The following is a 24,275-nucleotide window of genomic DNA, read 5'->3' on the forward strand; positions in this document are numbered from 1 at the left end:
ACAAAAAACAACACATTTACTTTTAAATGTGATTCGTACAGCAAAATGGTGCACGAACACATTAATTAAAAAAACTTAGATAGCTACATGAAAACAGATGCTTTTGCTTTAAGACACATTGGTCCAAGAGAAACAGATCTTCAGCATATGCTGAAAACTATTGGAGTTGACTCTATCGAGCGACTTATTTATGAAACCCTTCCAGATGATATTCGTTTAAAAGCGCCTTTGAATTTAGATCCTGCAATGACAGAATATGAATTTGCAAACCACATTCAGGAATTAGGAAAGAAAAACAAAGTATTCAAATCATATATTGGTTTGGGTTATCATCCAACAATTGTTCCAGCTCCAATTCAGAGAAATATCTTTGAAAACCCAGGTTGGTACACGGCTTACACACCATACCAAGCAGAAATTGCTCAAGGTCGTTTAGAAGCTATTTTAAACTTCCAAACTACTGTTATTGAATTGACAGGAATGGAAATTGCAAACGCATCTTTATTAGATGAAGGAACTGCTGCTGCCGAAGCTATGGCGTTATTATTTGACGTTCGTACTCGTGACCAAAAGAAAAACAATACACACAAATTCTTCGTTTCTGAAGAAATTTTACCGCAGACTTTATCTGTACTTCAAACTCGTTCCACTCCAATTGGAATTGAGTTAGTGGTTGGAAACCATGAAACATTTGATTTTTCAAATGAATTTTTCGGTGCTATTTTACAATACCCTGGAAAATATGGTCAGGTAAACGATTATAGCGCTTTTGTTGCTAAAGCACAAGAAAACGAAATTAAAGTAGCTTTTGCTGCTGATATTTTATCATTGGCAACTTTAACTTCGCCAGGAGAAATGGGAGCTGCTGTTGTGGTTGGAACTACACAACGTTTTGGTGTGCCAATGGGTTACGGCGGTCCTCACGCTGCGTATTTTGCAACCAAAGAAGAATACAAAAGATCTATGCCGGGCCGTATCATTGGAGTTTCGATCGATACAAACGGAAATCGCGCTTTACGTATGGCTTTAGGAACTCGCGAGCAGCACATTAAACGTGAAAAAGCGACTTCAAACATTTGTACGGCTCAGGTTTTATTAGCTGTTATGGCCGGAATGTATGCTGTTTACCACGGACCAAAAGGCTTAAAATACATTGCAAACAAAGTTCACGCATCGGCGGTTACTGCTGCTGAAGCTTTAAATAAATTGGGAGTCTACCAAACGAATACAGCTTACTTTGACACTATTTTAGTAAAAGCAGATGCTCAAAAAGTAAAAGCTGTAGCAGAGAAAAACGAAGTAAACTTCTTCTATCCAGATGCTGAATCGATTTCGATTTCATTCAACGAAACAACTTCGATTGCTGACATCAACCAAATCATTGCCATTTTTGCTGAAGCTTTAGGAAAAGAAACTTTCACTGTTTCTGAATTGACTGAAACAAGTCAATTACCAGCTTCGTTAGAAAGAACTTCTGCTTTCTTGACACACGATGTTTTCAACAATCACCATTCAGAAAGCCAGTTAATGCGTTATATCAAAAAATTAGAGCGTAAAGATTTATCATTGAATCACTCGATGATTTCATTAGGTTCTTGTACAATGAAATTGAACGCAGCTTCTGAAATGTTGCCTCTTTCAATGCCAAACTGGAACAGCATTCACCCGTTTGCACCAGTTGAGCAAGCAGAAGGTTACATCACGATGCTTAAAAAATTAGAGCAGCAATTAAATGTAATTACCGGATTTGCTGGAACAACATTACAGCCAAACTCTGGAGCTCAGGGAGAATATGCTGGTTTAATGGCTATTCGCGCTTACCATATGTCAAGAAACGAAGGTCACCGTAATGTATGTTTGATTCCTTCATCAGCTCACGGAACAAATCCTGCTTCTGCAGCGATGGCTGGAATGAAAATCATCGTTACTAAAACGACTCCAGAAGGAAATATTGACGTAGAAGATTTAAGAGAAAAAGCGATTGAGCACAAAGATGATTTATCTTGCTTAATGGTAACGTATCCTTCTACTCACGGAGTTTTCGAATCTTCAATTATTGAAATTACAAAATTAATCCACGAAAATGGCGGATTAGTATATATGGATGGTGCAAACATGAACGCGCAGGTTGGATTAACAAATCCTGCTACAATTGGCGCTGACGTTTGTCACTTAAACCTACACAAAACATTCGCTATTCCTCACGGAGGTGGCGGACCTGGAGTTGGACCAATTTGTGTGAACGAAAAACTAGTTCCATTTTTACCAACCAACCCAATCTTAAAAGTAGGAGGCGAAAATGCAATCACAGCAATTTCATCTGCACCTTACGGATCTGCTTTAGTTTGTTTAATTTCTTATGGCTACATCACCATGATGGGGGCTGACGGATTAAAAAGTGCTACAGAACACGCTATCTTAAATGCTAACTACATGAAAGCGCGTTTTGAAGGACACTACCCTATTCTTTACACTGGAGAATGCGGAAGAGCTGCTCACGAAATGATTTTAGATTGCCGTGCATTTAAAGAAAAAGGAATTGAAGTTGGTGATATCGCTAAACGTTTAATGGATTACGGTTTCCACGCTCCAACAGTTTCTTTCCCTGTTGCTGGAACTTTAATGATCGAGCCTACAGAATCTGAAGATTTAGCAGAGTTAGATCGTTTTTGCGATGCTCTTATCTCAATCAGAAAAGAGATTGAAGCAGCAACAGCTGAGGACACAAACAACGTATTAAAAAATGCGCCTCACACGTTAGCAATGTTAACAACTGACAACTGGGATTTCCCTTATACAAGAGAAAAAGCAGCTTACCCATTAGATTACATTGCCGAAAACAAATTCTGGCCATCAGTTCGTCGTGTAGATGATGCTTATGGTGACAGAAATTTAGTTTGCAGCTGTGCTCCTATTGAAGCTTATATGGAAAGCTAAGAAATTAGATTTCTTTATATATTTATTCAAACCCGACAGATTTTATCCCGAAGCTTCGGGACTGTCGGGTTTTGTTTTTTTATTTCAGGTTTAAAGTTTCAGGTTTCACGTTATGCAGGAACTTAAAACCTGAAACTTTAAACTTTTCAACAAAATAAATTATCTGGGCGTGCCACCATCCCGATAAAAGGGCTAACTCACTTTGCGTTTATACGCCCTTTTATCGGGATGCTGTCGGGCTATCCGTGCTACTTCGGTAGCTCACTCCTATCCCTCACGCAAATCCGCATTCAGAAAACCAGACAGGTTTTATTTTTGTTTCAGGTTTAAACGTGAAACCTGAAACTTGAAACTTGAAACCTGAAACATGAAACCTGAAACTTTTTAAACAAAACAGCCGAGAAGAAATCTGATTTAAAGAAACATAACTTTTAGCTAATGTTTTGTGAAATTATTTCTAAAAAGTCAAAATAATACCCAAAAAACTTCACCTTAAAAATCATCTTCAATCGTTTGAAATCTCGGAAATATTAAAAAATCATTAGAAAAAAAACAATATATCAACCGAAAAATCGTTTTTTCACAATTGTATGCACGCATACTATTTTTTATGATTGTTATCATAATATTATTTATACATTAGCACTAAATTTATCGGATAATAAAGGGAAAAATGAAAATAAAAATTATTGGTATTGGGAGTTATATTCCTAATCTAGAAGTAAAAAACACAGATTTTGACAAACATGTTTTTTTAAATGAGGATGGGACTCCTTTTGGTTATCCGAATGAAGTTGTAATTAAAAAATTTAAAGGTATTACGGGAATCCAAAATCGCCGTTATGCCGAACCACAATACAATGCATCTGATTTAGCCTTTTTTGCAGCCGAAAAAGCTATTGCCAATGCCGGAATCGATGCCGAAACTTTAGACTACATCATTTTTGCCCATAATTTTGGCGATGTAAAAACAGGCACACACCAAACCGATATTTTACCAAGTTTAGCAACACGTGTAAAAAACAAATTAGGAATCAAAAATCCAAAATGCGTGGCTTACGATATTCTTTTTGGCTGTCCAGGCTGGATTGAGGGTGTTTTGCAAGCCAATGCTTTTATTAAATCGGGAATGGCAAAAAGAGTTATGGTAATTGGAGCCGAAACATTATCTAGAGTTGTCGATGATCACGATCGCGATTCGATGATTTATTCTGATGGTGCCGGAGTTTCAATTTTAGAAGCATCAACCGATGAAGCAGGATTATTATCTTACGAAAGTGCCACTTTTGCTAATGATGAAGCCAATTATCTTTTCTTCGGAAAATCATATAATAAAGATTTAGATCCAGACATTAAATACATTAAAATGTACGGTCGTAAAATTTACGAATTTGCTTTAAGCAATGTTCCGTGCGCTATGAAAAGCTGCTTAGACCAAAGCGGAATTGGAATCGACGAGGTTAAAAAGATCCTGATTCACCAAGCAAATGAAAAAATGGACGAAGCAATTATCGAACGCTTTTACAAACTTTATGATAAAACTCCTCCAAAAGATATCATGCCAATGAGCATTCATGATTTAGGAAACAGCAGCGTTGCAACGGTTCCTACTCTATTCGATTTAATTCTGCAAGGAAAAATTGAAAACCAAGAAATCAATAAAGGTGATGTAATTATTTTTGCTTCGGTTGGAGCTGGAATGAACATTAATGCTTTTGTTTATAGATATTAATTTATAGAAACATCAGTTCCAGAGGAATCATATATTTATAGAATAGATTAATCAATCTTTCGAAAAAGCTCCAGAGGAACGATATGTCGAAAACAAAAGATTTCGCTCCTACGGAGCTTCTTTCTGAGAATTATAAAATAGGCTATAAATATTGCGCTTCTCCCAAGCTTTGATTAGTTTATAAAAAACTTATATAGGTCCGCATTTAAAACAACATTTTAATGCGGACTTTTTATTTTCCTTCAAATTAAAAAACACAAAAAAGCAGATAACTTTGTATATTTGCGACCTAATTATAAAATCAAGAACGAGAGATACTTTCGTTCCTCGCAGCGACTATGTACGAAAAAACGTTTCCGAATAAAAGATTCAAACTTACTTTAGAGTTTTTAAAAAAACACGTCAGCACATCTGAAACCATTTTTGATTTTGGCGTACCAAATCCGTTTTCCAAAATAATGGAAGAAAATGGGTATACCGTTAAAAATACTAAAGGCGAAGATTTAGACAACGATCAAACGGCTTTACAGACAGAAGAATACACTGTTTTTACGGCATTTGAAATTTTCGAACATTTACTGAATCCGTACACGATTTTACAAAATGTAAAATGTGATAAATTGTTAATCTCAATTCCGTTACGTTTATGGTTTTCACCAGCATATCGTTCAAAAACTGATATGTGGGACAGACATTACCACGAATTTGAAGACTGGCAATTGGACTGGCTTTTAGAAAAAACAGGCTGGAAAATTACAGATCGTTTGCAATTTACACATCCGGTAAAAAAACTTGGACTTAGACCGTTATTAAGATATTTCACTCCGAGGTATTACATTGTTGTAGCTGAAAGAGCTTAATATCAAATTCCAATAAAAAAATCCCAAATTCCAATTTTAGCACTTACGTTAAGATTGGAATTTGGAATTTAAGAGATTGGAATTTAAATTGAAAATTTATGAAATATTATATCGTCATTCCCGCGCATAACGAGCAAGATTTAATTGGCCTGACCTTACAATCTTTGGTCTCGCAAACTGTTTTGCCGTCAAAAATTGTGGTTGTAAACGACAATTCGACAGATAAAACAGAAGAAGTTGTTTTGGGATTCGCAAAAGAAAATCCATACATTTCTGTTGTCAACAAAACTTCAGATGCGATTCATTTACCGGGAAGCAAAGTAATTCAGGCATTTCAGAAAGGCTTTGACACTTTAGATTCTGATTACGATATTATTGTAAAAATAGACGGCGATTTAATTTTTCCTCCAAACTATTTCGAAACGATCATCAGACATTTCGAATCTGATCCTAAAATCGGTATGGTTGGCGGATTCTGTTATATTGATAAAAACGGCGAATGGGTTTTGGAAAACCTTACCGATAAAGATCATATTCGCGGTGCTTTAAAAGCATATCGCAAGGAAACTTTCCAGCAAATTGGAGGTTTAAAACCTGCCATGGGCTGGGATACTGTAGATGAATTATTGTGTAAATTTTACGATTGGAAAATTGTTACCGACCAATCTTTACACGTAAAACACCTAAAACCTACAGGCGCAAATTACAACAAAACAGCTCGTTACAAACAAGGCGAGGCTTTTTATACTTTAGGTTATGGTTTTTGGATCACAGCGATTGCTTCGGCAAAACTGGCCATGATGAAGAAAAAACCATTTCTATTTTTGGATTACATTAAGGGCTTTTTGAAAGCAAAAAAAGCAAAAACTCCTTTATTGGTAACTCCTGAACAAGCTAAGTTTATCAGAAATTATCGTTTGCAAAAAATGAAAAAAAAGTTAATTTGATTCGGAAACGTGCCGAAAACTCTTAACTCATGACTCAAAACTCATAACTTCTTTTTACCTTAGCCAATATTTAAAACTTATGATGCTAATTCGTTATTTATCCCAAATAGGGAAATATTTTTTAATGCTGAAAGAAATTTTCAATAAACAGACCAAATGGCCTGTCATGAAAAATTTAATTTTCAAAGAAATTGACGACTTGATTATTGATTCACTTGGAATTGTCTGCTTTATATCTTTCTTCATTGGAGGAGTTGTTGCCATTCAAACTGCATTAAACTTAACCAATCCCTTAATTCCGAAATATCTAATTGGTTTCGCAACGCGTCAATCGGTAGTTTTGGAGTTTGCCCCTACTTTTATCTCGGTAATTATGGCCGGAAAAATGGGTTCTTACATTACTTCCAGTATCGGGACAATGCGTGTTACAGAACAAATTGATGCATTAGAGGTTATGGGAGTTAACTCTGTAAATTACCTTGTTTTTCCAAAAATTATAGCTTTATTGATGTATCCTTTTGTAATCGGAATCAGTATGTTTTTAGGAATTTTTGGAGGATGGCTTGCTTGCGCTTACGGAGGATTCTCTACAGGCGCAGATTTTATCATGGGAGCTCAGAAAGATTTCATACCGTTTCATATCACGTATGCATTTATCAAAACTTTAATCTTTGCTATGTTATTGGCAACAATTCCATCTTTTCATGGTTATTATATGAAAGGTGGCGCATTAGAAGTTGGTAAGGCAAGTACAACGTCATTTGTATGGACATCTGTTACTATTATCCTTCTAAATTATATATTAACGCAATTATTATTAGGATAATGATAGAAGTAAAAAATATAGAAAAATCATTTGGTGACAGCAAAGTTTTAAAAGGCGTTTCGACCGTATTTGAAACTGGAAAAACCAACTTGATTATCGGACAAAGTGGATCTGGAAAAACGGTTTTATTAAAAACATTATTAGGAATTCACACTCCAGACTCTGGAACAATTGAATTTGACGGAAGAGTTTATTCTGATTTAGATAAAGACGAAAAACGTGAACTAAGAACTGAAATCGGAATGGTATTTCAAGGTTCTGCCTTATTTGACTCGATGACAGTTGAAGAAAATGTGGCTTTCCCTCTTAAAATGTTTACCAAAAACAACAAAGCTCAAATTAAAGAGCGTGTCGATTTTGTTTTAGAAAGAGTAAATCTGGTCGATGCACACAAAAAATTGCCTTCAGAGATTTCAGGAGGTATGCAGAAGCGTGTGGCGATTGCGCGCGCTATTGTAAACAATCCAAAATATTTGTTTTGCGATGAACCAAACTCAGGTCTAGATCCAAACACTTCTATTTTGATTGACAACTTGATTCAAGAAATTACAAAAGAATACAATATCACAACAGTAATCAATACCCACGATATGAATTCTGTGATGGAAATTGGTGAAAATATCGTTTTCTTAAAAAAAGGATTAAAAGCTTGGCAAGGAACTAAAGAAGAAATTTTTAGAACCGATAATGAAGCCATCGTGAAGTTTGTATATTCTTCAAACTTATTCAAAAAAGTGCGTGAAGCTTATTTAAAAGGATTATAATATTTTAAATTCAATATTAAAATCCCAAATTCCAATTGTAGTAAACTCTTGGAATTTGGGATTTTTTTATTGAATATTGATTAATTCTACCTCAGCATTTGGATTAAAAAGATAAGTCTTTCCCGAGCTAATTTCGATGCATTCAAAACGTTTGGTTCTAACAGCCAATTTCTTGAATATTTTACCGTTTTTGATCCTAAAAACACTTCCGTACGGAATCTCAAAAACATAGTTCTTATCATTGTCTTTATCATATTGTTTTAAAGCCAAAGATAGAGTCGTATCAGTGTCACTGCTTGCTGAAGGATTTTTAAAATGTCTCGCAAGCAACGGCAAAATCTGTCCCGGAAATATTTCTGGCCGAATAAACGGAACCATTAAACGCTGAAAAGTAAATTTCCATTCATTACCGTGCGGTTTTATATTTCGCCCAAACTTCTCAAACGCAACCAAATGAGCAATTTCGTGAATTAACGTAATCAAAAACCTATATTTATTTAAACTAGCATTAACCGTAATTTCATGCTTTCCGCTTGGACCGCGCCTATAATCTCCATGACGCGTCTGACGCTCGTTGACAATTTTCAAATGAACCTGATTGGCCACTATCAAATCGAAAACGGGTTTTACCGCGTGTTCAGGAATGTATTTAGCTAAAGTTTCGCTCAAAATAGTTGTGAATTATAAATTATGAATTATGAGTTATGAGTTTTTTCTTTGACGTTATGATTATACTTTTTATGATCTTTAACACTTCCGCACATTGCTTGTGCATTGATTCAAATTCAGCATCAGAAATATAATTCGTAGCAATTAATATTTCCAACCAATACATTGATTCATCACATTCTTTTTGAGAAATCGATAACTTATGAATAAAATCAGGTTTGCTTTGCGCATTCACAGCTTCACGAACATTTGCACCTACAGAGGTAACAGAGCGTAAAAATTGTTTACTCATTATAAATTCTTTCCTTTCCGCAACTAGCCATTTGTAGAAATTAACTCCTCTTACAGCTAACTCAAAACTTTTAGTTTTCACAATACTCTCACTCATAATTCATAATTCATAATTTACAATTAATTAAGGATTGGTTGAAGAGACTTCGAGAACTTTTCCATTAAAATATTTATTTCCGTTAAGAGTAAAATCATAAATATAAGTTGCCATTCCTTCGGCCGAAATTGGCGCCTGATAACCCGGGAAAGCTTCATTCAGCATTTCGGTTTGAACAGAACCCAAAGCTAAAACATTAAATGAGATTCCTTTTTCTTTATATTCTTCTGCCAATAATTCGGTTAAAGTGATTACAGCACCTTTACTCGAACTATAAGCTGCGAGTCCTGCAAATTTTAAACTTCCACGAACACCGCCAATTGAACTTATGGTGACAATATGGCTTCCTTTTCCTAAATACGGAATACAGATGCGAGTTAAATTGGCCACCGCAAAAACATTCACTTTATAAATGCTTTCAAAGTCTGCTTGAGTGGTTTGCTCAAAAGGTTTCAAAAGCAAAGCCCCTGCATTATGAACCACTGCATCTACTTTTTTCCACGTTGAAGAAAGAAAACTTTCAACCTGATCTAAAGCCGTTTCATCTGCCAAATCAACAGACAGACAAGTTACATTATGATGTTCTAAAAGTGCTTGCGGTATTTTTCTGGAAATGGCCAAAACTTGATGGCCAGCTTCAGCAAATTTCAAGGCTAACTCATAACCAATTCCTCTGCTTGTTCCTGTAACGATAATATTTTTCATGTCGCAAAAATAATCAAATGCTGTAAAACAGCGTCTTATTTAATCATGGTTATTTCTTGTGTCGGCGAAACAGCAATTTTTGTCACGGCTGGCAATAATTCTTGTGTGAATGCAGTAATATGAGGAATATCCATTACTTTAAATTCATCTGAAACATGGTGATAAAAATCAAAATTTTCAAAATCAAAAGTGCTTATGGATTGGCATGGTTTTCCAAAAGCTTGAAAGAATGAATAATTGTCAGAACGGTAGAATAATTGATATTCTGCTTCTTTTGGCAAAAATCCAATAGTGTTTTTTCCAGTGTACTCGTTTATTTTTTGCGCCATATTCGATTTGTCGTAACCTGTAATGTAAGCCAGATAATCTCGTTTCATCGGCACGCCAATCATCTCAATATTTAATTGCGTATAAAGATTGAAATTTTGTTTTTTTAATTTCTCCACCAAACTTTTAGACCCTAACAATCCTTTTTCTTCTCCTGCAAAGAATACAATTAAAATACTTCTTTTATTTGATTTGGTTTCACTAAAATACTTCGCCATTGCCGCAACAGAAGTTACCCCCGAAGCATCATCATTTGCCCCATTATTAATTTTATCAGCCTGATCTTTTTTCTCAATACCAATATGATCGTAATGCGCGCTCAATACCACAAATTCTTTTTTAAGTTCAGGATCTATCCCTTCAATAACTCCAACAATATTAAAAGCAGGAGATTCAAAATTTGTCAAAGTATCTCGATAAGTTTTAAAATAGGGTTTGATTTTATTTTTCTTTAAAAAATCTTCCAGAAAAATGGCCGCTTTTTCAATTCCTTTAGTTCCTGTTTCACGCCCTTCCAATTCATCAGAAGAAAGATATTTTAAAAAATCTGAGATTTCATTTTCCTTTACTTTATAGCTGATTTCTACTGTTTTTGAATCTGCTTTTACTTCTTTTTCATTTGTTGTTGAAGTTCCCGATTTGCACGCTAAAAAAATAAGGGGAAGCAAGAAATATAGTTTTCTCATGGTTTTTCTGTTTTTTTACTGATGATTGAAAATAATAATTAATTAGACCATAAACTTATGAAAAAGTAATAGAATATTCATAAAAAAACCCTTTCAACTAAAAGCCGAAAGGGTTTAAAATATATTCTAAAGATTATTTATCCTGCAATAACCGCTCTAGAGATTACAATTTTCTGAATTTCAGAAGTTCCTTCGTAAATCTGAGTAATTTTGGCATCACGCATTAAACGCTCTACATGATATTCTTTTACATATCCGTTGCCTCCATGAATCTGAACAGCTTCAACTGTAGTATCCATTGCAACCTGCGAAGCAAAAAGTTTAGCCATTGCACCGCTCACGTCGTAGTTTTTATGCTGGTCTTTATCCCAAGCTGCTTTCATGCATAAATGACGAGCTGCTTCAATATTCACAGCCATATCTGCCAATTTGAAAGCAATTGCCTGATGGTTGCAAATCTCTGTTCCGAAAGCTTTACGCTCTTTAGAATATTTCAGAGCCAATTCATAAGCTCCAGAAGCAATTCCTAAAGCTTGAGAGGCGATACCAATTCTACCTCCAGCAAGTGTTTTCATTGCAAATTTAAATCCGAAACCATCCTCACCGATTCTGTTTTCTTTTGGAACTTTCACATCAGAAAACATTAAAGAGTGCGTATCAGAACCGCGGATTCCCATTTTTTGCTCTTTCGGGCCAATTGAGAAACCTGGCATATCTTTCGTCATAATCAAAGCGTTGATTCCTTTGTGCTTTAATTCTGGATGAGTTTGCGCAATTACCAAATATACAGATGCAGTATTTCCGTTTGTAATCCAGTTTTTTGTACCATTAACCAAATAGTGGTCACCCATATCAACTGCAGTAGTTTTTTGAGAAGTAGCATCACTTCCCGCTTCAGGTTCGCTTAAGCAAAACGCACCGTGAATTTCTCCAGAAGCTAGACCTGGAAGATATTTTTGCTTTTGTTCTTCTGTCCCAAATTCTTGCAATCCCCAGCAAACTAATGAATTGTTTACCGACATTACAACAGAAGCAGAAGCATCAACTTTAGAGATTTCCTCCATTGCAATAACATAAGAAACAGCGTCTAGACCGCTTCCTCCATATTTAGGATCAACCATCATTCCCATAAATCCAAGCTCACCCATTTTCTTGATCTGCTCAGTTGGAAAAATTTGTTTTTCGTCACGTTCAATAACTCCCGGCAATAATTCATTTTGAGCAAAATCTCTTGCTGCCTGCTGAATCATTAAATGTTCTTCGGTAAGATTAAAATCCATAGTAGTTTACTTTAAATGTTTTTCTCAACCAGATTTCAAACAGATTTCTTTAGTTGATGATTTTTTTATGTTTTTTGTATTTTTTCGATGCTTTACTTTTTAATGCAAAGGCTTCCAAAGATACTTTTTAAATGTTTAAATTACAATGCGCGCATATAAAATTAATAGATCAGCAAAGATTACGATAACGTTTTCGTGATAATTTAACTTTTTTTTCAAAAGAGCATTAATTTGACAACAAATTCTATAAAATTTCCAACTGAAAAATTAGCCTTAAAAGTGCATTTAAATCTAAAAAAAGCAGTTTTTAAATGACAGAAAACTTAAACAATTCTTAAAATCAGTAAAAGTACGTAAACCTACTCTTACTAAATTGATTGCTAATGTAATACAAAAACCAACTGCAAAAATTTTAGTAAAAAAACATTTTAAATATGACCCAAATATTAATAAATTACTATTATTTTTGCCTTAAAAATAAAAATTTGATAGAATATGAAAAAGATTTTACTTTTACTGACAGTCCTTTTAAGTTTGCAATTTTCTACTGTTTCAGCCCAAACTCAAATTGATGTTAATGGCGTGACAGTTCCTAGAAAAATAGAATTTCAAGGCAAGTCATTGCAATTAAATGGAGCAGGCGGAAGATCAAAAATGTGGTTAGAAGTTTATGTTCAGGCATTGTATTTATCTCAATTAACTCAAGATCCGCAATTCATTATTGATAGTGATACTGAAATGGCAGTTAGAATCGAAATTACTTCTTCTATGGTTTCTTCAAACAAACTGACAAAAGCAATGAATACAGGTTTTGAAAAATCTGCAGGTGCAAATCTTGAGCAATTGCGCCCGAGAATCGAGCAGCTAAAAACCTATTTAAGTGACGCTATTACAGAAAAAGATGTTTTTATTTTAGCATACAATCCTTTAGACCAAAATGTTTACGTAAGCAAAAATGAAGTGCTAAAAGGAAAAATTCCTGGATTTGATTTCAAAAAAGCATTGTTCGGAATCTGGCTTTCTGACAAACCAGTAGACGAAACTTTGAAAAAACACTTATTAGGACAATAATTCTTAATTTTTTGAATATTCCAAAACCCGAAAACCAAGTAGTTTTCGGGTTTTCTTTTTTGTTTTATAAATTTGATGCGAAATACATTATTCGCATTATTCAATTTTATACATTTACGCAAAATAAACATATCTCAACAAAATGAAAGATTTATTACAACAATTTGAAAACAAAGCACCTGAAATTGTTTTCAATTGGAAAGATTCAGAAACAGAAGCCGAAGGCTGGACTGTTATTAATTCACTTCGCGGAGGAGCTGCGGGTGGAGGAACGAGAATGAGAAAAGGCTTAGACATGAATGAAGTTTTGTCTCTAGCTAAAACAATGGAAGTTAAATTCTCTGTTTCAGGCCCTGCAATTGGAGGAGCTAAATCTGGAATAAATTTTGATCCAAACGATCCTCGCAAAAAAGGTGTTTTACAGCGCTGGTACAAAGCGGTTTCCCCATTATTAAAAAGCTACTATGGAACTGGAGGTGATTTGAATGTTGATGAGATTCATGAAGTGATTCCAATGACAGAAGAATGTGGTGTTTGGCATCCGCAGGAAGGGGTTTTTAACGGGCACTTTAAACCAACAGACGCTGATAAAATCAATAGAATCGGGCAATTGCGCCAAGGTGTAATTAAGGTTATCGAAAACCCAAAATTCTCACCAGACGTAACCAGAAAATATACAGTTGCTGATATGATTACTGGTTTTGGAGTTGCCGAAGCGGTACGTCATTTCTATACAACATATGGAGGAGACATTAAAGGAAAAAAAGCAATCGTGCAAGGTTTCGGAAACGTAGGTTCTGCCGCTGCTTTTTACTTAGCCGAAATGGGCGCAAAAGTTATCGGAATTATCGATCGTGATGGAGGATTAATTAAAGAAGAAGGTTTTTCTTTTGAAGAAATCAGAACTTTGTTTTTAAATAAAGACGGAAACAAATTAGTTGCCGACAATATGATTCCGTTTGAAGAAATCAATTCTAAGATCTGGACTATTGGGGCTGAGATTTTCACGCCTTGCGCAGCTTCAAGATTGGTAACTCAAGCTCAAATTGAAAGCTTAGTTGCAAACGGATTGGAAGTAATTTCATGTGGTGCCAATGTTCCTTTTGCTGATAAAGAGATTTTCTTCGGTTCTATCATGGAAGAAGTAGACAGCAAGGTAAGCTTGATTCCTGACTTTATTTCAAATTGCGGAATGGCGAGAGTTTTTGCTTATTTCATGGAGAAAAAAGTACAGATGACTGACGAGGCAATTTTTAATGATACTTCAGAGACTATTAAAAATGCAATTGTTAAAGCGCACGCTTTAAATTCATCCAAAACAAATATCAGTGCAACTGCTTTTGAGATTGCATTGAAACAGTTAGTGTAATTTTTTATACACATTATTTTAAACGAGCCAGATTTCTATTTGGCTCGTTTTTTTGTGGCGTAGATTTTTTAACGCAAAGCGCGCTAAGACATTTTAATTTGAAGAGCAATATCTAAATTTAAGTTCACAAAGCTTTATCTTGACAAAGCTTTGTGAACTTTTAATCTTAAGATTCACTCAAATTTAAGTCAATTAAAACTTTGCGTTTCTTTGCGTAAATCTTAGCGTGCTTTGCGCTATAATTTTAAAAAAAACTTAGCGCCCTTTGCAGTTAAATTCTCTCTTTTATTCTAAACAATTTTTACTACTTTTAAACGTTTTTAAAATAATACATTTCAAAATTTAGAATTTAAATGAGTTCCTCAATTTCTTCAGATCAAAAGAAATCATTGCTATTCACGACAGCTATATATGCAGTAATCATTCTATTGCTGTTTTTCATACGTTTCTGGCCACCATACAATCCAGAGAATAATGTAGCTCTTGCAGATGGCGGCGGTGGCGGCGGTGGCGTAACAGTAAACTTTGGAGACAGCGATTTAGGTTCTGGCGCCAATTACAAAAGCGAAGTTCTGGATGTAAAAAACAACGTAAAACAAGCACCTGCAAAAGCAACTCCAGAAGAAGAAGCCATTATATCTCAAGAAAATACTACTGCAGATAATGATGTTGTAATTCCGACTAAAGAAAAGCCCAAAAAGCCTGTTCCTGTCGAAAAACCAATACAGAAACCTGTACCTGAAAAACCAAAAGTTTCAAACTCAACAAATGATGCATTAGCAAGCATTATGAAAGGTTCTAATAAAGGAGGTGACGGAGACGATAAAGCCGCAGGAAACAAAGGAAAATCAAACGGAAGCTTAAACTCTAACGGTTACTACGGAAGTGGCGGTTCTGGCGGAGGAACCGGAGGCGGTAACGGAACTGGGAATGGCATTGGAACAGGAAGCGGATATGGAGCCGGAAGCGGCGGCGGTTCTGGAGGAGGATCTGGATATTCTTTAGGAAATAGAAAAGCACTTTCTAAACCCGCACCAAAATATACTTGCAACGAAGAAGGAAAAGTCGTGGTTGAAGTAAGCGTGGACCAAAACGGGAAAACAATAAGCGCAACACCAGGAATTAAAGGAACAACAAATACAGCAAAATGCTTATTAGACCAAGCAAGAATCGCAGCGATGAATACAAAATGGGAGTCTGACAGCGATGCTCCTGCAAAACAAGTTGGAAAAATTATTTACAATTTTAGTTTGGACTAATAATGAAGACACATAAAAAAGGCTTTCAGGAAATCTGAAAGCCTTTTTTATGTGTTATTTATTCTAATTTGCGATTAGCCTGTCTTCCTGAGCGAAGTCGAAAGACAGACAAGTAATTTCCGTGTATGCTGATTGGCCCATTTTTTATTGTGGTCACGCCCTTATACTATTTTACTTCGGACTTGTTGCAATTACAAATTTCAAATTATTCTTTACTCCTATCTGTAAAACATCTACCAAGTCTTGAACTTGCAGATTAAACGGAATTCGAACTACGACAGTTTGCTCCTTATCTGTTCCTATTTTAGACATTAAACTCGTTTCTAGATTCTCAAACGCTACTTCTTGTTTGTCAATGTAAAACTTTTTATCTTCTGTAACCGATAAACTAATCAACTGCTTATTGGTTTTTTCATTCGCTTTAGCTTTTGGCAAGGTCATCTTAATCACATTCGGGTTTGCCAGTGTTGAAATAATTAAGAAAAACAACAGCAGGAAAAACATGATATCGCTCAAAGATGAAGTGGCTACTTCAGCGTGAAATCTTCTTTTTCTTTTAATAGACATGACTTATGCTCTTTGAATTATATTGACAAATTCTAAAATCTGTTTCTGAATTTTTAAAGCAAAATTATCAATCTTTCCGTTCAATAAGTGGTAGGCACTATAGGCAATAATACCCACAATTAATCCAGAACCTGAACTGATCATTTTTTCATACAAACCTCCAGAAATATTTCCAATACTAATATTTTCGGTAACCGAAATACTGTAGAAAATTTTGATTACCCCAGAAATCGTTCCGATGAAACCTAGCGTTGGCGCAATACCGGCAATAAGCCCAAGATGACCTAAGTGTCTTTCCATTTCGCCAATCTCGATATCCGCAGCACGATCCATGTTGGCCTCAATTTCAGCAATTGGCCTTCCAATTACTAGAACACCTTCTTTTAAAATATTTCCAGCTGCAGTATTGTTTCTTTCTACAATTGTTCTTGCCAACTCAATATTTCCAGAATGCAATTTTTCACCAATATCCTGCATTAATCGACTGTCAATTTTAGACGCACGGCTAATGTACATATAACGTTCAAAAATGAGATAAATAGTGTAAAACAATAAAATCGCGATCGGAATTAAGAACACTCCCCCTTTCATAATGAACCCAAACATTGAAATTTCGTTTTGCGGTTCTGCAATCTTCTCGATCACTACATTTGAAGCATTTGCGATTGTATCTGTTTGTAACTGAATAAAACTAAACATATATTAATTCTGGTTTTTAATAATTAATTCTAAAAAATATTTGAAATTTGCAATAAAGATAATTTTCGCTGTAATATTAAACTACAAAAATCGAAATTTATTTCAATCAACAACCATTTTATCTAAACAAATGAACTATCAAGAGACTACCAATTGGATGTTTAATCAGCTTCCAATGTACCAATTGCAAGGTGCTTCTGCGTATAAAGAAGATTTAACAAATATCAAATTATTGGCAGCTCATCTTGGCAATCCTCAGAACGGCCTAAAATGCATTCACGTCGCAGGAACAAACGGAAAAGGCTCTACATCGCATATGCTTTCTTCTGTTCTTCAGGAAGCGGGCTACAAAGTGGGCTTATACACTTCGCCGCACTTGAAAGATTTTAGGGAAAGAATTAAAATAAACGGAAAAGAAATCTCCGAAGAATTTGTGATCGAATTCATCGCAAAACATAAATCTTTTTTTGAAGCTAATGACATGAGCTTCTTCGAAATGTCGGTTGGTCTGGCATTTGATTATTTTGCAGCCGAAAAAGTTGATATTGCCATTATCGAAGTGGGTCTTGGCGGAAGATTGGACGCAACCAATATTATTACGCCTTTGGTTTCGGTAATTACCAATATTGGTCTAGACCACATTCAGTTTTTAGGAAATACTCTAAAAGCCATTGCAGGAGAAAAAGCTGGAATTATAAAACCAAACATTCCTGTTGTTATTGGCGAATATACTGATGAAACCAAACCTGTATTTTTGGCTAAAGCCGAAGAAAACAATGCGCCGATATCTTTTGCTTCAGATTTGATTGATCAGATTTATTTGTCAGATTTAATTGGAGATTACCAGTTTCACAATAAAAAAACAGTTCAGCAGACAATTTCCATTCTAAATAACGAAACCGATTTTAAAATTTCGACCGAGCAATTAAAAAAAGGCTTACTGAATGTTGTAAAGAATACCGGTTTACAAGGAAGATGGCAGCAATTGGGAGAAAATCCTAAAATTGTTTGCGACACTGCGCACAACAAACACGGATTGTCGGTTGTAATGAATCAGCTAAAAAATGAAAAATACGAAAAGCTTCACATTGTTTTGGGAGTTGTAAATGATAAAGATCTGGATTCAATTTTGCCTTTATTCCCAAAAGAAGCACACTATTATTTCTGTCATCCAAATTCGTCACGAGCTTTACCTGCCGAAACTTTAAAAAATGCAGCTGAAAAATTCAGTTTGATTGGAGAAAAATATGATTCTGTAGCTATCGCTTTCGCGGAAGCAACGAAAAACGCCTCAAAAAACGATTTTATTTATGTTGGAGGAAGCACTTTTGTTGTTGCCGAATTGCCTTTGAACTAAAATATACTTTTGATCTACAAAAAACTTCAAAAAAATCATTTTAATAACAAATTCATAAACAAGTAGATATAGACTATTTTCAAAAAAGTTTTATTTTTTATTCGAATTTCTTTGCAGAACTCAAAAACTAGCGTATATTTGCACTCGCAATCACAAACGATAGCAACCTAGTAAAATAGGGCGATTAGCTCAGCTGGTTCAGAGCACCTCGTTTACACCGAGGGGGTCGGGGGTTCGAACCCCTCATCGCCCACAAAATTACAAAACTCCAAAGTCTTATGATTTTGGAGTTTTTTGCTTTTATTCAATTATGATTTTAGCTTCTTAACATTCCAAAATATATTTTAGTTCAGCCAGTTCAGAGCATTCCGATTTTTCATCGGAAGGTTTGAATCCCCGACCGCTTCCGATGAAAAATCGGAACAAGCTATCATCGCCCATAAATTCCAAAACTCCAAAATCTCCTGATTTTGGAGTTTTTTGCTTTTATTCAATTATGATTTTAGCTTCTTAAACATTCAAAAATATAGTTTAGTTCAGCCAGTTCAGAGCATTCCGATTTTTCATCGGAAGCGGTCGGGGATTCAAACCTTCCGATGAAAAATCGGAACAAGCTATCATCGCCCATAAATTCCAAAACTCCAAAATCTCCTGATTTTGGAGCTTTTTACTTTTATTCAATTATGATTTTAGCTTCTTAAACATTCCAAAATATAGTTTAGCTCCAGCCAGTTCAGAGCATTCCGATTTTTCATCGGAAGTGGTCGGGGGTTCGAACCTTCCGATGAAAAATCGGAACAAGCTATCATCGCCCACAAAATTCCAAAACTCCAAAGTCTTTTGATTTTGGAGTTTTTTGCTTTTCATTCAATTATGATTTTAGCTTCTTAAATATTCCAAAATATAGTTTAGCTCAGCCAGTCCAGAGCATTCCGATTTTTCATCGGAAGCGGTCGGGGGTTCGAACCTTCCGATGAAAAATCGGAACAAGCTATCATCGCCCACAAAATTCCAAAACTCCAAAGTTCTTTGATTTTGGAGTTTTTTGCTTTTATTCAATTATGATTTTAGCTTCTTAACATTCCAAAATATAGTTTAGTTCAGCCAGTTCAGAGCATTCCGATTTTTCATCGGAAGCGGTCGGGGATTCGAACCTTCCGATGAAAAATCGGAACAAGCTATCATCGCCCACAAAATCCAAAAACTCCAAAGTCTTATGATTTTGGAGTTTTTTTGTTTTTATTCAATTATGATTTTAGCTTCTTAAACATTCCAAAATATAGTTTAGCTCCAACCAGTCCAGAGCATTCCGATTTTTCATCGAAAGTGGTCGAGGATTCGAACCTTCCGATGAAAAATCGGAACAAGCTATCATCGCCCACCTAGAAACTCCTTAAGAAATTAGGGAGTTTTTTTTCAAAAAATCCCTAAATCTAGGTATTGCACCTGTAAATAAAGTGCTTTAAATTGTAAGAATTTATTTAAATAAAAACTTAAAACTATTTTTATGTCAAAATTCAGCGAACAGGTCCATATAGCCATCAATTCCTTTAGCCAGAATATCATCTATTCAGATTTGAAGCTGTCGCAAAAAATGGCCGACCACCATTATTTTTCTTTTGTATGGCAATACAGCGGAAGGGCTGTGATTGCTCCAGAAGATCAGGCAAAAGCGGTTGCAGAGCATATAGGGAGCGAAGTGATTTTCACCTTTAAGGTTAATGATATTAAATTAATGTCCAAAGGGATTATTAAAAGCCTGAAATCGGTTGATCTGCATGGCAGCCCAGCGGGACTGCACGTTACGGGAATCAGCCATACCGTGGTCCTGAGCGATATGAAAAAGTCAAGAATTTTTCTGAACAAAACCCTGCAGCAGATTGCGTTGGAAATTTTTGCGGAAGAAAGTTCGGGAGAGTTTTACCAAAGAGAAGCCATCAAACCCACACTCACTAAAACTTTTGGCTGCAAGCCGCAGTACAATGAAACGGGTTTCGAATTCATGAAAAGGCTTTCGGCGCGCTATGGAGAATGGTTTTATTTTGACGGAATGCGGATGCAGTTCGGGCAGCTGAAATCCAGCAGGGTCGAACTCATTGCAGGATCTTCGCTCCATGGATTCACCTATGAGGCAAATCTGGTTTCGAGTAAAATTTCATTAGGAGGGTATGATTACAGTTCAGCGTCAAATATTCGAAATTCATCGCTCAAAACCGCAGCGGGAAGCCGAGATAGGTTCGCCATTTCTATGGGGTGGAATCAGGACGCCATAACCAATTCAGATTTAAGCGTTGGCGCCTACACCAATAATGCCCAGAATAAGGAAGAAATCGAAGAAATGGTCAGGCTTCAGACAGCGGGAAGCGATGCCAACAGAATTTTTTACAGCGGGATTTCCTATTATCCTATTGGTTTGGGACAGGTTTTCGTGATTCATAACAAAGAAATCAGACATGATTTGGTGGCCATAGAAGTTGTGCACCACTCAGAAGTAAACGGAAACTACCGCTGCGAGTTCAGGGCAATCCCTTCAGATGTTGCGGCGCCGCATTATACAGATGTAAAAGCTTTTGCCGAAGCCGAAACCCAACCCGCAAAAGTAACAGACAACAACGACCCCGAAGGTCTGGGGCGCGTAAAAGTGGAGCTTTACTGGAACGGCTGGGGAAACGATAGCGACTGGATGCGCGTGGTGCAGCATTACGCAGGCCCGTCAAGAGGCACGTATTACAGGCCCGAAATTGGCGATGAAGTGCTGGTAAGTTTTGAAGGCGGCAATGTCGAGAGACCATACGTATCAGGTTCGCATTATAACGGACAGGCAAAACCGGAGTTCTTTGACCCTAAAAACAGCATAAAAGGCTGGAAGTTCAGATTTGGACAGATGCTTAAGTTTATAGAAAAAGTGTGCATCAAGCTCTCTGATGCGAGCGGGAATGAAATTCATTTGGATGAGGAGAATAAAAATATGACATTAACAACTCCAGGCACTTTAACTCTTAACTGTAAAGACCTTGTCATTAATGTGGGAAATAATATGTCAACGAATGTTACAATAAATAAAACCGATATGATCGGATTAAATCATAGTGAAAATATTGGAGGAACAAAAGGACTTGATGTTGGAACTGATTTTAGTGCCATTATTAATGGAAAATACTCTGAACATATTAAAGGGAATTTTGAATCTAGAACCGAAAAGGACAGACATGACAATAGCAAGGAAGGTTTAAATCATTATACCGAAGGCGATTTGAATAAGAACGCCCAAAAACAGATACTAAATAACAGTGGAGAAAACACCAGACATAATTAATAATGAGCAGAATAAGAATAGTTGAGGGAACAACAACAATATATACCAAAGGAAACCATTATATGTATTCGGAAGGCAATATCACCTTTAATGCTCAAGGTTTTATAAATGAAACGTCGGAGAGTTATTCTTATGGAGATCCTATTGAAGCACCTGTACTTATAGATGAAAAGAGGATAGTAGAAATATATTGGACATTTGGAGATACAAAATTAGCCGATAAATCAAGATTTTATGTGGACATGAATTTGGTTGTAAAAACTATAAATTATAAAGAAGGAGAAAGCGTAACAGTGTGTATAAAAAGTGAAGATGGACAAGCTTTGACAGATAATTTGAAAGAATTAAATCTTACTAAAACAGTAGATAAAAATAACATTGTAATTTTTGAAAAAGTGTTAAAAGACTACACTTTGAATTTACTAGAAAAAGATGATATGCAGTAATAGCGAATATAAACCTATATAAAAAAAATTATGGATTTTGAGAAAATGATCCCATTACAATTAATGCAACGTGTTATTCTAGCTACATCTGGCGGTGTTCAGGCAAGAGGAATAGCTCCAACAAGACCAAAATGGGATGATATGATTAAAAATTACCCAGATACTTCTGTAAATGTCGCTACTCTATATAGTGACATAGGTAATGGTTTAATAAATTTATACAGCAAAGCACCCGAAGATTGGGAAAATACTTGTTCTTTTAGGATGAGTAGAGGATTAAATTTAAGTGGTTTTAAACTTCCTAAAGATAATTCAAAGTATAGAGAAAGAGGCTCTAGTGGAGGAGTACATACTGGGGCAAGTATAGGAGATAAAAAATATTATTATTGGTATAGAGTAAAAGAATTAGGAAAATACTTAGAAGAAAACCTAGGTTCACCAGAATTTGATGTAACACTCAAAAAAGCTGATGTAGGTGAAAAAAAAGTTGGATTATCAATTACTGATTGGTCTAAATTAAGAAAACTTAAGGGAATTGTGATGTTTAAAGTTTCTGGATGGGGAAATGCTTCAGGTCATTTTACTTTATGGGATGGTAAAAATTTAATATATCCTGGAGAACCACAACATAATGATCCATCAAGTGAATATTACTATTTTAATATGAAATATGAGCGATATAACCCCATTAAGAAAAAAAATATTGTTATACAAACAGACGAAATAAAGCTATGGGAACTAAAATAAAAGATATCTATATAGTAATTTTTCTACTGTTTTTTTTAAAAATAGTTGGGCAAAATAAAATAGTAGAAATAAAAAAATATGCTTTCAATAAATGTTTGAGTTATAATTATCAAAAAATTGATTCAACATTTTATAAAACGTATAGAGATGCTTCTGGAGTTCAGATTTCAATAAACGGGGGATTTTTAGAGAATGATGAGTTGAAAAATAAAATAGTAGATTACACTATTGCGATAACGGGGATATATCATTCTCAAGAGAATAATTTACATTTTGAAACTGGAGATAAGAATATTATTTTTTGTAATTGTTTTAATTTTTATGAATCAAAAGGACTCGACAAATTTGTAAAGAAACTATTGAGGTAAAATAATTTGAAAGTCTTTTCTCCCAATGCAAGTGGCTGGTTCTTGAACGCAATCTAAATCAATTTTAAATTACATTGGCACGAGCGACTCGTTCGTTCTAATATGTGGATATTTCTTCTAAAAAAGTAGATGGAAAACCTAAAAATGTGGAACGAGATGTTGGACATTTTTATAATAAAGAGGGAACTTTTGAAGGGAAAGTAAATGAACCCGATTTTGAGGGAAGTGTTGATGATGTGTATGTATGCGATGGGAAATCTACTAAAAAAAATAAAAATGGGGATGATTTTGTTACATATAATAATACCGAATCGTTAAAAATTAAAAATGATGTGTTTTTAAGAATAGCTGGTTTAGCTTATTCAGAATCAGGGTTTTCATTAGATGTTATAAAATGCATACCATATATAATTGTCAATCATCATAAACAATTAACTAATTCTAAAGTTGCTAAATATAAGAATGGTTGGATGTTAAATAACACTTTAATTAAAATGAGAAACAAATGGGATGATAGTACTTACGCCCATACTTTCCACTATGGAGCACAAGGAAATCCTGCATTTCGAAATTTCTTAGATATTGAATTAAATGAAATTATCGATTTCGACAAAAATGCTGACGGTAGAAATAATAATACTAAAATGAAAACTTCTATAGAGTATACTATAAAAGCAGTTAAATATTTCAACAATGATTATGTAGATGAGGATTATTCTGATGGAGGAATTGGTTGGCAAGGAGCGGACATCTGTACTAATGAAAATTGGAAAGAATGGTTATTTATACATCCTGATCATAAAAAAAATGCTTTTAAAAATTGGTCAAACTCCAACATTCTTGATAAATCAATATTTGAATCAGTTTCTGTGTTTAAAGGAGATTTTGGCACAACCATTATCTATAAATCAACTTCATTTAGTTTTAAAAATAGCTCAACAGGTAATTTATGAGG

The 24,275-nt window shown here is 35.1% G+C and carries 23 protein-coding genes and 1 tRNA gene; 16 read left to right on the forward strand and 8 right to left on the reverse strand.

Translation table 11 applies throughout. From position 1 onward, the window contains the following. Nucleotides 1-87 precede the first annotated feature (87 nt). From gcvP to N4T20_RS02095, 6 genes are all read left to right on the forward strand, one after another. Nucleotides 88-2,937, forward strand: a complete 2,850-nt coding sequence (gene gcvP / locus N4T20_RS02070) for an aminomethyl-transferring glycine dehydrogenase (RefSeq protein ID WP_260671475.1) — start codon at nucleotides 88-90, stop codon at nucleotides 2,935-2,937. A gap of 673 nt (nucleotides 2,938-3,610) precedes the next feature. After that, nucleotides 3,611-4,669 carry a 3-oxoacyl-ACP synthase III family protein gene (locus tag N4T20_RS02075; RefSeq protein ID WP_260671476.1) on the forward strand — a complete coding sequence of 353 codons (1,059 nt, stop codon included), beginning with the start codon at nucleotides 3,611-3,613 and terminating at the stop codon, nucleotides 4,667-4,669. Nucleotides 4,670-5,007: 338 nt separating this feature from the next. Then, nucleotides 5,008-5,529, forward strand: coding sequence for a methyltransferase (locus N4T20_RS02080; protein ID WP_260671477.1), 522 nt, complete (start codon nucleotides 5,008-5,010; stop codon nucleotides 5,527-5,529). A 98-nt stretch (nucleotides 5,530-5,627) separates the two neighbouring features. Next, nucleotides 5,628-6,476, forward strand: a complete 849-nt coding sequence (locus N4T20_RS02085) for a glycosyltransferase family 2 protein (protein WP_260671478.1) — start codon at nucleotides 5,628-5,630, stop codon at nucleotides 6,474-6,476. Nucleotides 6,477-6,555: 79 nt separating this feature from the next. Further along, a complete protein-coding gene (locus N4T20_RS02090) occupies nucleotides 6,556-7,302 on the forward strand; it encodes an MlaE family ABC transporter permease (RefSeq protein ID WP_012022541.1) in 747 nt (248 codons plus the stop codon). Beyond that, complete coding sequence (locus tag N4T20_RS02095; RefSeq protein ID WP_260671479.1) at nucleotides 7,302-8,066, forward strand: ABC transporter ATP-binding protein; 765 nt, start codon at nucleotides 7,302-7,304, stop codon at nucleotides 8,064-8,066. Before N4T20_RS02090 ends, N4T20_RS02095 begins: the two co-directional genes overlap by 1 nt. A gap of 66 nt (nucleotides 8,067-8,132) precedes the next feature. On the opposite strand, the gene N4T20_RS02100 is transcribed toward N4T20_RS02095, so the two are convergent. The 5 genes from N4T20_RS02100 to N4T20_RS02120 all read right to left on the reverse strand — a co-directional run bounded on the left by N4T20_RS02100 (nucleotide 8,133) and on the right by N4T20_RS02120 (nucleotide 12,121). Next, entirely contained in the window at nucleotides 8,133-8,735 is a 603-nt protein-coding gene (locus tag N4T20_RS02100) for a SprT-like domain-containing protein (protein ID WP_260671480.1), read from the reverse strand. A gap of 19 nt (nucleotides 8,736-8,754) precedes the next feature. Continuing rightward, nucleotides 8,755-9,123: a four helix bundle protein gene (locus tag N4T20_RS02105; RefSeq protein ID WP_260671481.1), complete on the reverse strand. Its 369-nt coding sequence runs from the start codon at nucleotides 9,121-9,123 to the stop codon at nucleotides 8,755-8,757. Nucleotides 9,124-9,150: 27 nt separating this feature from the next. After that, nucleotides 9,151-9,828, reverse strand: coding sequence for an SDR family oxidoreductase (locus N4T20_RS02110; RefSeq protein ID WP_260671482.1), 678 nt, complete (start codon nucleotides 9,826-9,828; stop codon nucleotides 9,151-9,153). 35 nt (nucleotides 9,829-9,863) lie between these two features. Further along, nucleotides 9,864-10,841 (reverse strand): M20/M25/M40 family metallo-hydrolase, encoded by a 978-nt coding sequence (locus N4T20_RS02115; RefSeq protein WP_260671483.1) that lies wholly within the window; start codon nucleotides 10,839-10,841, stop codon nucleotides 9,864-9,866. A gap of 137 nt (nucleotides 10,842-10,978) precedes the next feature. Further along, entirely contained in the window at nucleotides 10,979-12,121 is a 1,143-nt protein-coding gene (locus tag N4T20_RS02120) for an acyl-CoA dehydrogenase (RefSeq protein WP_260671484.1), read from the reverse strand. A 495-nt stretch (nucleotides 12,122-12,616) separates the two neighbouring features. Here N4T20_RS02120 and N4T20_RS02125 point away from each other — a divergent pair, with 495 nt between their 5' ends. From N4T20_RS02125 to N4T20_RS02135, 3 genes are all read left to right on the forward strand, one after another. Then, the gene (locus N4T20_RS02125) at nucleotides 12,617-13,192 is read left to right on the forward strand and encodes a chalcone isomerase family protein (protein WP_260671485.1); all 576 of its coding nucleotides are present in this window, start codon (nucleotides 12,617-12,619) and stop codon (nucleotides 13,190-13,192) included. Between the two features lie 142 nt (nucleotides 13,193-13,334). Continuing rightward, nucleotides 13,335-14,561, forward strand: coding sequence for a Glu/Leu/Phe/Val dehydrogenase dimerization domain-containing protein (locus N4T20_RS02130; protein WP_260671486.1), 1,227 nt, complete (start codon nucleotides 13,335-13,337; stop codon nucleotides 14,559-14,561). 353 nt (nucleotides 14,562-14,914) lie between these two features. Beyond that, complete coding sequence (locus N4T20_RS02135) at nucleotides 14,915-15,820, forward strand: energy transducer TonB (RefSeq protein ID WP_260671487.1); 906 nt, start codon at nucleotides 14,915-14,917, stop codon at nucleotides 15,818-15,820. Between the two features lie 171 nt (nucleotides 15,821-15,991). Here the strand turns inward: N4T20_RS02135 and N4T20_RS02140 are convergent, their stop codons facing one another. Next, entirely contained in the window at nucleotides 15,992-16,387 is a 396-nt protein-coding gene (locus N4T20_RS02140) for an ExbD/TolR family protein (protein ID WP_260671488.1), read from the reverse strand. Nucleotides 16,388-16,390: 3 nt separating this feature from the next. Further along, on the reverse strand, nucleotides 16,391-17,086 hold the full coding sequence (locus tag N4T20_RS02145) for a MotA/TolQ/ExbB proton channel family protein (RefSeq protein WP_260671489.1): 696 nt from the start codon (nucleotides 17,084-17,086) through the stop codon (nucleotides 16,391-16,393). Nucleotides 17,087-17,216: 130 nt separating this feature from the next. Here N4T20_RS02145 and N4T20_RS02150 point away from each other — a divergent pair, with 130 nt between their 5' ends. Together N4T20_RS02150 and N4T20_RS02155 are read left to right on the forward strand one after the other, a co-directional pair. Next, a complete protein-coding gene (locus N4T20_RS02150) occupies nucleotides 17,217-18,443 on the forward strand; it encodes a bifunctional folylpolyglutamate synthase/dihydrofolate synthase (RefSeq protein WP_260671490.1) in 1,227 nt (408 codons plus the stop codon). 178 nt (nucleotides 18,444-18,621) lie between these two features. Further along, nucleotides 18,622-18,696, forward strand: a tRNA-Val gene (locus N4T20_RS02155). 428 nt (nucleotides 18,697-19,124) lie between these two features. On the opposite strand, the gene N4T20_RS02160 is transcribed toward N4T20_RS02155, so the two are convergent. Next, complete coding sequence (locus N4T20_RS02160) at nucleotides 19,125-19,310, reverse strand: hypothetical protein (RefSeq protein WP_260671491.1); 186 nt, start codon at nucleotides 19,308-19,310, stop codon at nucleotides 19,125-19,127. A 640-nt stretch (nucleotides 19,311-19,950) separates the two neighbouring features. On the opposite strand from N4T20_RS02160, the gene N4T20_RS02165 reads away from it, so the two are divergent. From N4T20_RS02165 to N4T20_RS02185, 5 genes are all read left to right on the forward strand, one after another. Next, a complete protein-coding gene (locus N4T20_RS02165) occupies nucleotides 19,951-21,759 on the forward strand; it encodes a type VI secretion system Vgr family protein (protein ID WP_260671492.1) in 1,809 nt (602 codons plus the stop codon). Nucleotides 21,760-21,761: 2 nt separating this feature from the next. Next, nucleotides 21,762-22,205, forward strand: coding sequence for a hypothetical protein (locus tag N4T20_RS02170; protein ID WP_260671493.1), 444 nt, complete (start codon nucleotides 21,762-21,764; stop codon nucleotides 22,203-22,205). 30 nt (nucleotides 22,206-22,235) lie between these two features. After that, nucleotides 22,236-22,952 (forward strand): type VI secretion system amidase effector protein Tae4, encoded by a 717-nt coding sequence (locus N4T20_RS02175; RefSeq protein WP_260671494.1) that lies wholly within the window; start codon nucleotides 22,236-22,238, stop codon nucleotides 22,950-22,952. Further along, complete coding sequence (locus N4T20_RS02180) at nucleotides 22,937-23,320, forward strand: hypothetical protein (RefSeq protein ID WP_260671495.1); 384 nt, start codon at nucleotides 22,937-22,939, stop codon at nucleotides 23,318-23,320. The genes N4T20_RS02175 and N4T20_RS02180 overlap by 16 nt, the downstream gene beginning before the upstream one ends. A gap of 104 nt (nucleotides 23,321-23,424) precedes the next feature. Further along, nucleotides 23,425-24,273 (forward strand): hypothetical protein, encoded by an 849-nt coding sequence (locus N4T20_RS02185; protein WP_260671496.1) that lies wholly within the window; start codon nucleotides 23,425-23,427, stop codon nucleotides 24,271-24,273. The last annotated feature ends 2 nt before the right edge of the window (nucleotides 24,274-24,275 follow it).

Origin of the sequence: Flavobacterium sp. TR2, assembly GCF_025252405.1 — a bacterium.
Lineage (GTDB): Bacteria > Bacteroidota > Bacteroidia > Flavobacteriales > Flavobacteriaceae > Flavobacterium.